Raw genomic sequence first — 12944 nt, forward strand, 5'->3', positions numbered from 1 at the left:
TTAGCGTTAGAGGAGCTAAGCGGCCTGGCTTTTTTTATGCGTTTCTGTATAATTTTTACTTATTTTAGTTTACAATGAAATGGACACGAGGAGGGATTACATGAAGTATCAAACGGGTGATATGGAGATGTTTCAGCGTTCTAGGGAATATGTGGATACAGTGATCATTCCATTGAATGCGATTACATTTGAGAAAGGCGTCAACCAGGCTGTGGCATCCTATGAATATCTGAGCCTGCTGACCTATGAGCTTGAGAGAGAGTTGAAGGGAAGAATTTTTCTGGCACATCCAGTTCCCTATATGAAAGAAAGCGGACAAGAGTTCAAGAACGGTCTATTAAGTCAATGGAGAGAATTCTATAGGGAAGCGGGATTCACCTATATTCGATTCCTTACGACGGATAATAAATGGTTAAGCGCTGCGAATCAGGAAGAGATTCTTTGGTTTCCCTCCATTCAGACCGATAAAATGCCTAAAGAGGCGATCAAGCAAGTCTTGGATGATCATACAGAGCAAATTACGGAGCTGTTGAGGGAAGCTTGGAACACTGATTGAAAATACTTACATAATAAACCATCTATTTCCTTAATTGGGAGTTTGTTGACCTATCAAAAATATTAGGATATTATTGTAATGTCCTAGTTTTATAAAGTTTGTGCAATTCTGTAATTTTGTCAGACTTTCCATATAAGGGGGGAGAAATTAAATGAGCAGCCAAAAAGTTTCAAGACGCCAATTCTTGAATTACACACTCATGGGTGTTGGGGGATTCATGGGTGCGGCAATGGTTATGCCGATGCTGCGGTTTGCGGTCGATCCTGCCTTAAAGGCTAATGCCTCAGGTGACTTTATTAATACAGGCTTAAAAATCAGTGAGATTACGGAAACACCGACTCGCGTCGATTACAAGCTGAAAGTCCAGGATGGCTGGTATGAAGCAGAGGAGACGAGAACAGCGTGGGTTTACAAGGATGAAGGAGGCGACGTTGTCGCTTTATCTCCTGTATGTAAGCACTTAGGCTGTACAGTCAACTGGGAGGGTGATGAGAAGCATAAGAATGAGTTCTATTGCCCTTGTCATGGCGGCCGTTATGAGAAAAACGGTAAGAATATTCCGAATACACCGCCGATCGGTCCGCTTGATTTGTATGATATGCAGGAAAAAGATGGAGTATTGTACTTAGGCAACACAAAAACAAATGAGGTGTAGGGAGGCGTAACCATTGCTGAATAAAATGTATGATTGGATTGATGAGCGGCTGGATATAACGCCACTTTGGCGCGACATCGCTGATCATGAAGTCCCAGAGCATGTAAACCCTGCCCATCACTTTTCGGCATTTGTTTATTGTTTTGGGGGATTGACATTCTTTATTGTTGTTATTCAAATTCTATCCGGCATGTTCCTGACGATGTATTATGTGCCAGATATCGAGAATGCATGGAATTCTGTGTATTTCTTGCAGAATGAAGTGGCTTTTGGCCAAATTGTAAGGGGAATGCATCACTGGGGAGCTAGTGTGGTAATCGTCATGATGTTTTTACATACAATGCGCGTGTTCTTCCAGGGAGCTTATAAAAAGCCACGTGAATTAAACTGGATTGTTGGAGTTCTTATTTTCTTTATTATGCTAGCTTTAGGTCTGACGGGTTACCTTCTTCCTTGGGATATGAAAGCATTATTCGCGACGAAGGTAACGTTAACCATCATAGATTCGGTTCCGTTTATCGGCCCTTACTTGATGACACTTTTAGCTGGTGATCCGACAATTATCGGAGCTCAAACATTGACCCGATTCTTTGCGATTCATGTATTCTTCTTGCCAGCAGCTTTGATTGGGCTGATTGCAGCTCACTTCCTGATGATTCGTAAGCAAGGAATTTCCGGGCCGCTATAAGTTTTTTCTTTTTAAACTGAGAATTGTAAAGAAGGAGGGGATATCCATATGCATCGTGGAAAAGGTATGAGATTTGTAGGCGACTCGAGAATCAGCGCTGACAGAAAGCCGAATATTCCGAAAGACTATTCTGAGTATCCAGGGAAGACCGAAGCATTCTGGCCAAACTTCTTGCTGAAGGAGTGGATGGTTGGCGCTGTTTTCTTGGTAGGCTTCTTATGTTTAACGGTTGCGCATCCTTCCCCGCTAGAGAGGATAGCCGACCCGACGGATACAGGCTATGCGCCACTGCCAGACTGGTACTTTATGTTTTTATACCAGCTTCTTAAGTATTCATATGCATCAGGACCGTATAATTTGATTGGTGCACTTGTTATTCCGGGATTAGCATTTGGTGCGTTAATGCTTGCGCCGTTTTTGGACAGGGGGCCAGAAAGACGCCCTGCAAAGCGTAAGTTTGCGGTAGGCTTTATGCTTTTAGCGTTTGCCGGAGTATTCTATTTGACGTGGGAGACCGTTTCCACACATGACTGGGCAGCGGCTAAATTGCAAGGACAAATCATTGATGATTCAGCTATCGATAAAGATTCTGATGGGTATAAGCTCTATCAGGATCAAGGGTGTATCAGCTGTCATGGTGACTCGCTTCAAGGCGGGGCAGGTCCAAGTTTGCTAGGAAGTGAATTAGAGGTTGACCAAATCTCTGAGATTGCCGTAAACGGTACAGAGAGCGGGAAAATGCCGGCTGTCTTTAAGGGGTCGGAAGAAGAGCTTAAGACTTTGGCTGAGTTTATTAAAGGCGCTGGCGCCGAAGGCGGAGAGCAAACAAGTACAAGCACGGAATAATTGATTTGGAGTGTCCAATCGGGGGCAGTTCATTTAGATTAAAGGACATCAGAGAAGTGAATTCTGATGTCCTTTTTTGATATTGAGAATATCAGTGAGCGGTTTATGGGCATGAGATTAAGAAAATCATCATTATTGAAGCTTGTCAGTACAGCTGGATAAAGGCTATCATGAATGAAGAAGTACTTATTTGGTTTGGAGGCTCAATACATAAGATGAAAAATTGGATTTATGCCATCCTCTCTAATCGGATGGTTCTATGGGCTATACTGGTCATCAACATTTTCGGCACCTTTTACGGCTACTACTGGTATAAGACTCAGCTTGAGGTGACCCCGCTCCATTTTATCTTGTTTGTGCCTGATAGTCCGACGGCAAGCTTGTTCTTTGTCATTGCGCTGGCAGGAATCATGATGGGCAGAAACTTTGGGCTATTCGAAGCGCTAGCGGTTGTGTCTTTGTTCAAGTATGGAATCTGGGCGGTTGTGATGAATCTATTTTCGTTTATTGTTGATGGTTCATTCTCCTTGATTGCGCTCATGCTGATTGTTTCTCATGCGGCTATGGCCTTGGAGGGTCTGCTTTATGCTCCATATTTCCGTGTGAAGCCATGGCATTTAGCAGTCGCTGCCATTATCCTGGTCCATAATGAAATCATTGATTATGTATTTGGGATGATGCCGACATACAGTGTTCTTCATCTTTATATGGATGAAATTGGCTATTTCACCTTTTGGCTTAGCATCCTGTCGATTGGTATTGGCTACTTAGCCACTGTAAGGAAAGGGCGTACTGCTTATACACTCCCAACGAGATGAAATATATTTATGTTCTTGCCTTGTCCCTTTTCACATACATATTAGTATGGTGAGGAGGGACATTTTTTATGAAGTTGCTAAAAGGGATCATGGGATCCGTTATCATTCTTGCATCACTATCCATACAGGCTATTGCCGCCAGCCCCGCAGAAGATGAAGCCATCGAAACGATTGCTGACCGATCCTTACAGTTTGTGAAGGTAGACCGCAGGCAGGAAGCAGAGGAATTGCTGAATGTATTTTCAGAGAGGTTTTTAGATGCGGCTTCTGAGGGCAATCTATATTCAATGGATGAGATTAATGTTGTGACCATAGCGCTTGATGATGCCATGAAGACCATCAAGGATACAGAGAAGTCGAATCAGGAAGCAGTCAATGAGATGACGAAGTTCAGATTAGCCTATGATGCCGTGAACCATGAGAAAAGCCCTTTATGGACGAAGATGAGGGGCCAAATCATGACCGCGGCGCAGGATACGCGCAAAGCTGTTAAGGATCAGGATTCTGTTGCTTTCCAAGAAGAGTTGAATCGTTTGCTGGCCATTTATAATATTTTGTATCCTTCCTTGAAGATAGATGTGACTCCGGAAAAATTTCAGCAGGTCGATGCCCATCTTAAATTTATTGACCAATACCGCCCTCAAGTATTCTCTGATAGCAGTAAGCAAAAGGATATAGCCGATCTGGAAGGACAGCTCCACGATATATTTGATGAAGCAGAGAAGGATGATACAGATCCATCCCTTTGGTGGGTGATTATCTCGACTGGCAGCATTATATTGATGACTTTATCCTATGTCGGATATCGCAAATATAAGGCAAGTGAAGAAATCATTCACACAAAAAAGAAAAATCACGATATTTGATAAAATTTTGAAAAGTATCTATCCATTGACAGAAGAACGTTTTAATTATTACAATAATATTAATCACAATAATAATGGAGGATATAAATGTCGTTTCTAATTTACTTTATTTTGATTTTGATTATACCGATTTTCGCTCAAATGAAGGTCAAAAGTGCATATTCCAAATATTCTAAGGTTCCTGCGTCAAATGGATACACAGGAGCTGAAGTGGCAAGAAAGATTTTGGACGAAAATGGATTATATAACGTAAAAATTGAAGAAACACATGGTGTATTAAGCGACCATTATGATCCGACAGCGAAGGTTGTCAGATTATCCTCTGACATTTACCATGGTCATTCTCTTGCTGGCACAGCCGTAGCTGCCCATGAAGTTGGTCATGCCATTCAGGACAAAGAGGGATATACTTTTATGAGAATTCGCCACAAATTAGTCCCTGTTGCGAATATCGGTTCTAACTTCTCTTGGATTTTGATCATTGCTGGGATGATTTTCTCAATCTACAATCTCGCCTTGCTTGGTGTTCTATTCATGGCAGCAGCGGTTTTATTCCAATTTGTCACATTGCCGGTTGAGTTTAATGCTTCAAGCCGTGCGATGAAGCAAGTGGTCGCGCTTGGCGTTATTGACGCAGGCGAAGAGAGAGAAACGAAGAAGGTATTGGATGCGGCGGCATTGACTTATGTAGCAGCTGCAGCAGTTGCCTTGCTTGAACTGCTTCGTTTTGTGCTCATGTTAACTGGAATGAATAACGAAGATTAACAAAAAGAGGGGAGAATCATCTCCCCTCTTTTTTATGGTATTTTAATTCTTAATTGTCGAGCGGTTTTTTATCCTCATCGAGCGTAAAACCTTCTCCAAGAACATCATGGACGACTGAGACGGATACGAAGGCGTGCGGGTCAACAGATGTAATCAAGTTTTTGAGGCGTACGATTTCGTTTTTGCCTACGACGCAATAGATGACCTCTTTCTCAAGCTTTGAAAATGATCCATATCCCTTAAGGATCGTGACGCCGCGTTCCATATCTTCGTTGATTTTTTTGGCAATCTCCTGGTTGGATTCACTGATGATAAAAGCCCCTCTGGCCGCATAGGCCCCTTCCTGGATAAAGTCGATGACGCGGCTTCCGATGAAGACGAGAACGAGTGTATACATAGCTTCTTTGTAGTTAAGATACGTTGCCAGAGAAAGGGTAATGACACAGAAATCAAAGATAAACATGGTCTTTCCCATACTATAACCTTTGTACTTAAAGACAAGACGGGCAATAATGTCTACACCCCCGGTCGTTCCTCCATAGCGGAAGATAATTCCGAGTCCAACGCCAATAAAGACTCCGGCAAACAGGGCGGCAAGCATTAAATCGTCCTTGAGCGGAATATGAAGTTGATATCTTTCAAATATCGCGATAAAAATAGATAGACCAACTGTTCCGATAATCGTGTAAATAAAGGTCTTCTTGCCCAATAGCTTATAGCCGATCAAGAATAAAGGCAGATTTAATAAAATATTAGAAATGGATGGGCTTAATCCAGTCAAATTATAGATAAGGAGGGTAATTCCCGTAAATCCTCCTTCGGCTAATTGGTTTTGCATGTTAAAATGGACGAGTCCAAAGGCCATGATGGCTGAGCCGGCCAAGATAAATAAAATATTCTTTAATCTTAAATTGAAAATCATATGTAAACCCCCTTCCTTGCTATTTGATAATATCTATGGTGTACAATTAAGTTATAATCATGTCATTATGCCCTAATGAATTTTATCATATGTGGACGCTAATTGCTCGAAAATAGATAGATGGGCTAACATGTTGAAGTGAGCTTAAGAATGGATGTGGAATAAGTGAGCAGCAAAAAAACGATGGAACAAATGCAGCAAGAGGTAGATAGCTATATCGGACAATTTAAGGAAGGTTATTTTAGCCCTTTGGCGATGACGGCGAGGCTCACAGAGGAACTAGGGGAGCTTGCGCGTGAGGTCAATCATCATTATGGCGAGAAACCGAAGAAATCAACAGAGGAAGAGAAAGCGATAGAAGAGGAAATGGGTGATGTTTTGTTCGTGCTGATTTGCATGGCCAATTCACTTGGGGTTGACCTGGAGCATGCACATGACCTTGTTATGGAGAAATTTCGGACGAGGGACCGAGACCGATGGACGAGAAAGGATGAACAAGAATGATAAATATTATTATTGCTGGACCGAGAGGGAAGATGGGAAGAGCAGCAGTACAGATGGTTCAAGAAACCGAGCATTTCCACCTGGCGGCAGTCCTTGACCGCAAAAACGGGGGAAAATACTTGAATGAAGTAGATGGCTTTGCTGGAATCGGTTCCGATGTTCCAGTTTATGAGGACCATGAGGAATGCTTCTCAACTGTTGAAGCAGACGTACTTATTGATTTAACCACTCCAGAGGTGGGAAGAATACATACATTATCAGCTCTTGCGCATGGAATCCGGCCAGTCGTCGGCACGACAGGTTTTTCAGATGAAGATTTAGGTGAGCTGCGTACAATGACAAAGGATAAGGGAATCGGCTGCATTATCGCACCGAACTTTGCCATCGGTGCTATTCTGATGATGAAATTTGCGCAAAATGCAGCGAAGTATTTCGACGATGTGGAGATTCTCGAAATGCACCATGACCAAAAGCTAGATGCACCATCTGGTACGGCTATTAAAACGGCTCAATTGATTTCAGAGGAACGCACGGTGAAAAAGCAAGGACATGCTAATGAAAAAGAAACCATCCCTGGGGCGCGAGGCGCTGATTTTGAAGGCATGCGTATTCACAGTGTTCGATTGCCGGGTCTGATTGCCCATCAGGAGGTCATTTTTGGCGGGGAGGGGCAAACCTTGACGATCCGTCATGATTCCTATGACCGGAAGTCGTTTATGTCGGGTGTGAGGGTATCTGTTGATACTGTCATGAATTTAGATCACTTAGTATATGGATTGGAAAATATCCTCGATTGAAAGGACGTATAAAATTTTATGAAAATTGCACTGATTGCACATGATAAGAAAAAAGATGATATGGTACAGTTCACGCTTGCTTACAAGCCTATTTTGAGTCAGCACCAATTATTTGCTACTGGTACGACAGGATCGAGAATCCAAGAGGCAACAGGCCTTACGGTGCATCGCTATCAATCCGGCCCGCTTGGCGGTGACCAGCAAATTGGAGCAATGGTGGCACAGAATGATATTGACGCCATCATTTTCTTCCGTGATCCGCTAACGGCACAGCCGCATGAGCCAGATGTAAGTGCCTTGATTCGTTTGGCAGATGTGTATTCTGTCCCGCTTGCGACAAATATGGGGACAGCTGAGCTTATTATTCACGGGTTAGACCGCGGAGACCTTAAATGGAGATCGATTGTCAGAGAAAAGGAGTAAAACACCTAGAATGAAAACGGATATATTATGTTTTGGCGCCCATTCAGATGATGTTGAACTCGGTATGGGCGGTACATTGGCGAAATACACGAAACTAGGAAAAACAGCTGTGATTTGCGATTTGACTGAGGCAGAGCTATCGTCAAACGGTACACCGGAGAACCGGAAGATGGAGGCGGAAAGAGCAGCTAAATGCCTTGGGGTGAGTGAGCGAATCAACCTTAATATGGGTGACCGGAATCTCTTCATCACCCCAGAGAATATTGCTAAGGTGGCGGCTGTAATTCGTCGCTTTCAGCCAAGGCTCATATTCGCTCCCTATCATATTGACCGTCATCCTGACCATGGACGGGTGAGTGAATTGGTCTTTGAGGCGGTCTTTTCGGCTGGAATCCGCAAATATGTCGACCAGGATAATCAAGAGCCGCATAAACCGGCGGCTGTATATGAATATATGATTAACAGCTTCCACCGCCCGGACTTTTGTATTGACATCAGCGATAGCTTTGACCGGAAGATAGAGGCGCTGAAATGCTACCAATCTCAATTCGAACGCTCTAGTGATGGTGTCATAACTCCTTTGACAGAAGGGTATCTTGAAGCGATTGAAGGACGGGAGAGAGCTTTTGGCCGGGATGCCGGGGTTCTTTTTGCTGAAGCATTTAAGACAAAAAAACCGCTTATCCTGGATGCGGACTTGTTTGGGGTGTCAAAATGAAGAAATTGAAAATAGGCATTGTTTGTTATCCGACTGTCGGCGGATCCGGCATATTGGCCACAGAGCTTGGCATTTCGCTCGCTAAACGCGGCCATGAAATTCATTTCATCACTTCAAGCATGCCGTTTCGTCTGAATAAACGCTATCCCAATATTTATTTCCATCAAGTGGAAGTTAATCAATATGCCGTATTTCAATACCCTCCCTATACATTATCTCTGGCAAGCAAAATTGCTGAGGTTGTGAAAAATGAGGGCTTGGATATTATTCATGCTCATTATGCGATGCCGCATGCGGTATGCGGCATTTTGGCAAAGCAGATGACGAATGAGCGTCTGAAAGTCGTAACAACCTTACACGGAACAGATATCACGGTTCTTGGGTCTGATTCCTCCATGCAGGATATGATTAAGTTTGCTATCGAGAAATCAGACGCAGTGACGGCAGTGTCGAATGCTCTTGTAAAGGAGACATATGATTTAATCCAGCCTGACAAAGAAATCAAGACCATCTATAATTTCATTGATTATCCAGCACCTGCGGACAATTCTGATATTGACTTGAAAGCAGAGCTGAATATTAAGGAAGATGAAAAAGTCATCATTCACGTATCCAATTTCCGTAAGGTCAAACGAATTCCGGATATTCTTCATGCATTTGCAGCTGTGTCTAAAAGGTTACCTTGTAAGCTCGTACTTGTGGGAGACGGGCCGGAGATGGGCACCGTTAATAAGCAAATAAAAAAGCTTGGCTTACGTGAGCGGGTTATTTTATTGGGCAAGCAAGAGAATCTGCATGAGCTTTATGCCATTAGTGATGCTTGTGTCCTTATGTCAGAAAAGGAAAGCTTTGGTTTAGTGCTTCTAGAAGCGATGCTTCATGGCGTACCGTGTCTTGGAACCAACATTGGAGGAATTCCTGAGGTTATACAGGATGGGGTCAACGGGTATATTGTCGAAAAAGGCGATTCAGACTCGGCAGCAGAGAAACTATATGAATTATTGAACGATGACAGAAAAAGACAGGCATTAGGAGAGAATGCCATCCGTATTGTCCGGGAGCATTTTGAAACGAGCCGCATAGTGGACCAATACGAGGACTTGTATGCGTCCGTTCTATTGGAAGAGGGGCCATGATAATGAAACAGGAATTTGTACGGGCTGTTCCCGTTCTTGAACAATTGGAGCAAGGCGGATATTTGGCTTATTTTGTTGGGGGTTCGGTACGAGATTCCATCATGGGCAAAGAGATTCATGACGTAGATATTGCTACATCAGCTACACCTTTAGAGGTGAAAGAGATATTTGGCCATACGATTGATGTGGGCATCGAGCATGGCACGGTACTCGTATTTCATGAGGGTGTTCCTTATGAGGTGACGACTTTCCGAACAGAAAGCACTTATAAGGACTTCCGCCGTCCCGATCAGGTGGAGTTTGTCACTTCGCTTAGGGAGGATTTAAAAAGAAGAGATTTCACTATGAATGCGATTGCTATGGATAAGGATGGATGTTTATATGACCCTTTTTGCGGTCGTGAGGATATTGAGAATCAAATTATCCGTACGGTTGGGAGCCCAGATGAACGCTTCTCAGAAGATGCGCTCCGTATGGTGCGGGCAGTCCGTTTTATAAGCCAGCTTGGGTTTGAGGTTGAAGAGAATACATATCGCGCCCTCAGTGAAAAAGCAAATCTGCTGAGCCATATCGCCCAGGAGCGAAAAACAGCGGAATTTCAAAAACTGCTATCTGGTAAAAAGCCGAAAGAAGCGCTTAGAGTCGCAGCCAGCACTCAAATTCTGAACTATTACCCAGAGCTTGATAAATTCACTGAACGAATTAGCCATTTCCTCTCACTTGAGGTTAGTGAATGCCAAACATTTGAAGAATGGCTTTCGGTGATTGCTTTAACGAGCTCTATGAATGAAAGTATGTTCAAGGAATGGAAGCTCCCAGTTGCCGTCATAAAAAGGATAAAAGCGTTGCTTCTAGGCTATGAACGGAGAAAGGCCGAGTTCTTTACCCGCTACCAATTATACGAGCTGGGAATAGAGGCCGCCCATAGCATCGAACGTGTGTGGGCCGCTTATTCCGGACAGCCTGCTGAGCATGATAGAATTGATGACTTGTATGCCAAGATGCCGATTCAAAAAGAAACTCCGCTTTCCTTTTCCGGTAATGATTTGATCAAATGGTCAGGTAAAAAGGGCGGACCATGGATTAAGGAAACGATGAAGGATATCATTCAAGGAATGCTAGATGGAGAGATAGTTAACGAGAAGGAGTTCGTGAAACGATGGCTCATACAGGGGAACAATCAATTAAAAAACAATTAGTCCATGCCCTGACAAACGCGGGGGACGGCTATATATCGGGACAATATTTAGCTGAGATAGCCGGATGTTCGCGTACGGCGGTTTGGAAGCATATTGATGCTTTGCGCAAGGAAGGGTTTGAGATTGAGGCGGTTAAGAAGAAGGGCTATCGAATCTTGCCGCGAAAGGACCGTTTAACGGAAACAGAGATTCTCATTGGGTTAAAAACAGATTTTATCGGAAGGTCGATCCATGCCTATGAATCAGTCCCAACCACCCAGACAATCGCAAGTGAACTTGCTGCCAAGGGAGCGGAAAACGGCACGTTGGTTATTAGTGAGGAACAGACAGAGGGAAAGGGCAGGCTGCAGAGAGTATGGCATTCCCCGCATCAAGGCGGTCTATGGATGAGCTTGATCGTAAAGCCGGACATCCCGCCGTATCAAGCGCCGCGCCTGACGTTATTGACCGCCGTAGCAGCTGTACTAGCCATGAGAGAAATGGGGGTTGAGGCAGGCATTAAATGGCCGAACGATGTGCTTGTGAACGGGAAAAAAATTGCGGGAATCTTGACCGAGCTGCATGCTGAATCAGACCAAATTCATTCGGTTGTCATCGGAATTGGGATAAATGTTAATCAGCAGCCAGAGGATTTCAGCACCGATATTAAGAGCATTGCGACCTCCCTCGCCATCGAGAAGGGGGAAAATCTTGATCGGGTGATCTTTCTGCAAAGCTTTCTGGCTAAATTTGAGGACCTGTATGTCACATTCCTAGCTGAAGGGTTTTCTCCAATTAAAGAGCAATGGGAAAGGTATTCCATTACGATCGGCAAGCGGGTCACGGCAACAACCGCGCAAAAATCTCTCACCGGGTATGCGAGAGGCATTAATGAGGATGGCGCTCTTGTTGTGAAGGATGAGCATACAAATGAGGAGCAGCTTATCTATTCAGGTGATATAACGATTCACCATATGTAATTTTTAAATAAGAATACAGAAAAAATGGAAAATTTTATCCCCTCCCGTTATAATGCATATGAGGGCAGTAGCGGAAACGACCTGCACCTTGTATGCATTGTAAGTGAAAGTTGATAGTCTGCCTGTATCTTAGAAATAGGACCGGGACAGAGGGATAAAAGTCATTTTTGCGAATCCAATCCTTCTGCTTGAGAAGGATTTTTTTGTGCAAATCCGGCTGTTTTTCTCTCCTCGGAAAGTGAAGGAGGAAAAAAATGAAATTTGCTGCAGATTTTTGGAAGATGAAAGAAAATGGAGAGAAAATCTCCATGCTGACGGCTTATGATTACCCATCTGCTAAATTAGCAGAACAAGCCGACGTTGACATGATTCTTGTCGGAGATTCATTGGGTATGGTCGTACTTGGCTATGATTCTACCGTTCCAGTGACGATGGATGACATGATTCATCATACGAAGGCAGTGCGCCGAGGAGCACCGCATACGTTTATCGTCGCGGATATGCCCTTTATGAGCTACCATGTTTCAATGGATGAGACATTGAAGAATGCTGCTAGGCTTCTTCAGGAAGCTGGAGCTGATGCGGTTAAGCTTGAAGGGGCAGGCGATGTGCTGCTCAAAATCAAGGCCCTGACAGATGCCGGCATACCGGTCGTTGCCCATCTTGGGTTAACTCCCCAATCAGTGGGCGTCCTTGGCGGATATAAGGTTCAAGGCAAAACGAAGGAAGCGGCACTGCAATTATTGAATGATTCCCTGAAATGTCAGGAGGCAGGGGCGATTGCGCTTGTGCTTGAATGTGTCCCATACCAGGTTGGTGAGGAGATCACGAATAAGCTCGCCATCCCGACAATTGGAATCGGAGCCGGAAATCGCACAGACGGACAAGTGCTCGTCTATCATGATGTCCTTCTTTATGGAGTCGGACGGGTACCGAAATTTGTGAAGTCCTATGCGGATTTAAATACTACGATAGGGAACGCCTTATCAGATCATATACAAGAAGTGAAGTCTGGAGCTTTTCCATCTGAAAGCCATTCATTCACGATGAAGGAAGAAGAACTGCTTGCGCTTTACGGGGGAGAGAAATAAA

At 43.9% G+C, this 12944-nt stretch carries 16 protein-coding genes; 15 read left to right on the plus strand and 1 reads right to left on the minus strand.

Annotated features, from left to right (window positions below; all coding sequences use genetic code 11):
- Positions 1–100: 100 nt before the first annotated feature.
- The 7 genes from CYL18_RS03285 to CYL18_RS03315 all read left to right on the plus strand — a co-directional run bounded on the left by CYL18_RS03285 (position 101) and on the right by CYL18_RS03315 (position 5194).
- Positions 101–556, plus strand: coding sequence for a DUF2487 family protein (locus CYL18_RS03285; RefSeq protein WP_161497069.1), 456 nt, complete (start codon positions 101–103; stop codon positions 554–556).
- 151 nt (positions 557–707) lie between these two features.
- Positions 708–1211, plus strand: coding sequence for a QcrA and Rieske domain-containing protein (locus CYL18_RS03290; protein WP_104848014.1), 504 nt, complete (start codon positions 708–710; stop codon positions 1209–1211).
- 13 nt (positions 1212–1224) lie between these two features.
- Complete coding sequence (qcrB, locus tag CYL18_RS03295; RefSeq protein WP_049670571.1) at positions 1225–1899, plus strand: menaquinol-cytochrome c reductase cytochrome b subunit; 675 nt, start codon at positions 1225–1227, stop codon at positions 1897–1899.
- 48 nt (positions 1900–1947) lie between these two features.
- Complete coding sequence (locus CYL18_RS03300; RefSeq protein WP_104848015.1) at positions 1948–2745, plus strand: menaquinol-cytochrome c reductase cytochrome b/c subunit; 798 nt, start codon at positions 1948–1950, stop codon at positions 2743–2745.
- 215 nt (positions 2746–2960) lie between these two features.
- The gene (gene lhaT, locus CYL18_RS03305; RefSeq protein ID WP_104848016.1) at positions 2961–3563 is read left to right on the plus strand and encodes a lipoprotein heptaprenylglyceryl N-acetyltransferase LhaT; all 603 of its coding nucleotides are present in this window, start codon (positions 2961–2963) and stop codon (positions 3561–3563) included.
- 68 nt (positions 3564–3631) lie between these two features.
- Complete coding sequence (locus tag CYL18_RS03310) at positions 3632–4429, plus strand: sporulation protein YpjB (RefSeq protein WP_104848017.1); 798 nt, start codon at positions 3632–3634, stop codon at positions 4427–4429.
- Between the two features lie 87 nt (positions 4430–4516).
- Positions 4517–5194, plus strand: coding sequence for a zinc metallopeptidase (locus CYL18_RS03315; protein ID WP_104848018.1), 678 nt, complete (start codon positions 4517–4519; stop codon positions 5192–5194).
- Between the two features lie 49 nt (positions 5195–5243).
- Here the strand turns inward: CYL18_RS03315 and CYL18_RS03320 are convergent, their stop codons facing one another.
- On the minus strand, positions 5244–6116 hold the full coding sequence (locus CYL18_RS03320; RefSeq protein ID WP_104848019.1) for a YitT family protein: 873 nt from the start codon (positions 6114–6116) through the stop codon (positions 5244–5246).
- Between the two features lie 183 nt (positions 6117–6299).
- Here CYL18_RS03320 and CYL18_RS03325 point away from each other — a divergent pair, with 183 nt between their 5' ends.
- From CYL18_RS03325 to panB, 8 genes are all read left to right on the plus strand, one after another.
- Positions 6300–6620 (plus strand): nucleotide pyrophosphohydrolase, encoded by a 321-nt coding sequence (locus tag CYL18_RS03325; protein ID WP_104848352.1) that lies wholly within the window; start codon positions 6300–6302, stop codon positions 6618–6620.
- The gene (gene dapB, locus CYL18_RS03330; RefSeq protein ID WP_104848020.1) at positions 6617–7417 is read left to right on the plus strand and encodes a 4-hydroxy-tetrahydrodipicolinate reductase; all 801 of its coding nucleotides are present in this window, start codon (positions 6617–6619) and stop codon (positions 7415–7417) included. The genes CYL18_RS03325 and dapB overlap by 4 nt, the downstream gene beginning before the upstream one ends.
- 18 nt (positions 7418–7435) lie before the next feature.
- Positions 7436–7840, plus strand: coding sequence for a methylglyoxal synthase (gene mgsA / locus CYL18_RS03335; RefSeq protein WP_104848021.1), 405 nt, complete (start codon positions 7436–7438; stop codon positions 7838–7840).
- Positions 7841–7850: 10 nt separating this feature from the next.
- Positions 7851–8558 carry a bacillithiol biosynthesis deacetylase BshB1 gene (gene bshB1 / locus CYL18_RS03340; protein ID WP_104848022.1) on the plus strand — a complete coding sequence of 236 codons (708 nt, stop codon included), beginning with the start codon at positions 7851–7853 and terminating at the stop codon, positions 8556–8558.
- Complete coding sequence (bshA, locus tag CYL18_RS03345) at positions 8555–9694, plus strand: N-acetyl-alpha-D-glucosaminyl L-malate synthase BshA (protein WP_104848023.1); 1140 nt, start codon at positions 8555–8557, stop codon at positions 9692–9694. The genes bshB1 and bshA overlap by 4 nt, the downstream gene beginning before the upstream one ends.
- Before the next feature lie 2 nt (positions 9695–9696).
- The gene (locus tag CYL18_RS03350; RefSeq protein ID WP_104848024.1) at positions 9697–10893 is read left to right on the plus strand and encodes a CCA tRNA nucleotidyltransferase; all 1197 of its coding nucleotides are present in this window, start codon (positions 9697–9699) and stop codon (positions 10891–10893) included.
- Entirely contained in the window at positions 10854–11852 is a 999-nt protein-coding gene (locus CYL18_RS03355; RefSeq protein WP_104848025.1) for a biotin--[acetyl-CoA-carboxylase] ligase, read from the plus strand. Before CYL18_RS03350 ends, CYL18_RS03355 begins: the two co-directional genes overlap by 40 nt.
- 254 nt (positions 11853–12106) lie before the next feature.
- Positions 12107–12943 (plus strand): 3-methyl-2-oxobutanoate hydroxymethyltransferase, encoded by an 837-nt coding sequence (gene panB, locus CYL18_RS03360; RefSeq protein WP_104848026.1) that lies wholly within the window; start codon positions 12107–12109, stop codon positions 12941–12943.
- Position 12944 lies beyond the last annotated feature (1 nt).

Source organism: Pradoshia eiseniae, assembly GCF_002946355.1.
GTDB lineage: Bacteria > Bacillota > Bacilli > Bacillales > Pradoshiaceae > Pradoshia > Pradoshia eiseniae.

What these genes read in the sequence shown, in the direction of transcription:
- bshA (WP_104848023.1), top strand. Translation starts at nt 8,555, where the DNA reads ATGAAGAAATTGAAAATAGGCATTGTTTGTTATCCGACTGTCGGCGGA.
- CYL18_RS03350 (WP_104848024.1), top strand. Translation starts at nt 9,697, where the DNA reads ATGAAACAGGAATTTGTACGGGCTGTTCCCGTTCTTGAACAATTGGAG.
- CYL18_RS03310 (WP_104848017.1), top strand. Translation starts at nt 3,632, where the DNA reads ATGAAGTTGCTAAAAGGGATCATGGGATCCGTTATCATTCTTGCATCA.
- CYL18_RS03325 (WP_104848352.1), top strand. Translation starts at nt 6,300, where the DNA reads ATGGAACAAATGCAGCAAGAGGTAGATAGCTATATCGGACAATTTAAG.
- CYL18_RS03285 (WP_161497069.1), top strand. Translation starts at nt 101, where the DNA reads ATGAAGTATCAAACGGGTGATATGGAGATGTTTCAGCGTTCTAGGGAA.
- mgsA (WP_104848021.1), top strand. Translation starts at nt 7,436, where the DNA reads ATGAAAATTGCACTGATTGCACATGATAAGAAAAAAGATGATATGGTA.
- CYL18_RS03355 (WP_104848025.1), top strand. Translation starts at nt 10,854, where the DNA reads ATGGCTCATACAGGGGAACAATCAATTAAAAAACAATTAGTCCATGCC.
- CYL18_RS03300 (WP_104848015.1), top strand. Translation starts at nt 1,948, where the DNA reads ATGCATCGTGGAAAAGGTATGAGATTTGTAGGCGACTCGAGAATCAGC.
- CYL18_RS03315 (WP_104848018.1), top strand. Translation starts at nt 4,517, where the DNA reads ATGTCGTTTCTAATTTACTTTATTTTGATTTTGATTATACCGATTTTC.
- dapB (WP_104848020.1), top strand. Translation starts at nt 6,617, where the DNA reads ATGATAAATATTATTATTGCTGGACCGAGAGGGAAGATGGGAAGAGCA.
- bshB1 (WP_104848022.1), top strand. Translation starts at nt 7,851, where the DNA reads ATGAAAACGGATATATTATGTTTTGGCGCCCATTCAGATGATGTTGAA.
- CYL18_RS03320 (WP_104848019.1), bottom strand. Translation starts at nt 6,116, where the DNA reads ATGATTTTCAATTTAAGATTAAAGAATATTTTATTTATCTTGGCCGGC.
- lhaT (WP_104848016.1), top strand. Translation starts at nt 2,961, where the DNA reads ATGAAAAATTGGATTTATGCCATCCTCTCTAATCGGATGGTTCTATGG.
- panB (WP_104848026.1), top strand. Translation starts at nt 12,107, where the DNA reads ATGAAATTTGCTGCAGATTTTTGGAAGATGAAAGAAAATGGAGAGAAA.
- CYL18_RS03290 (WP_104848014.1), top strand. Translation starts at nt 708, where the DNA reads ATGAGCAGCCAAAAAGTTTCAAGACGCCAATTCTTGAATTACACACTC.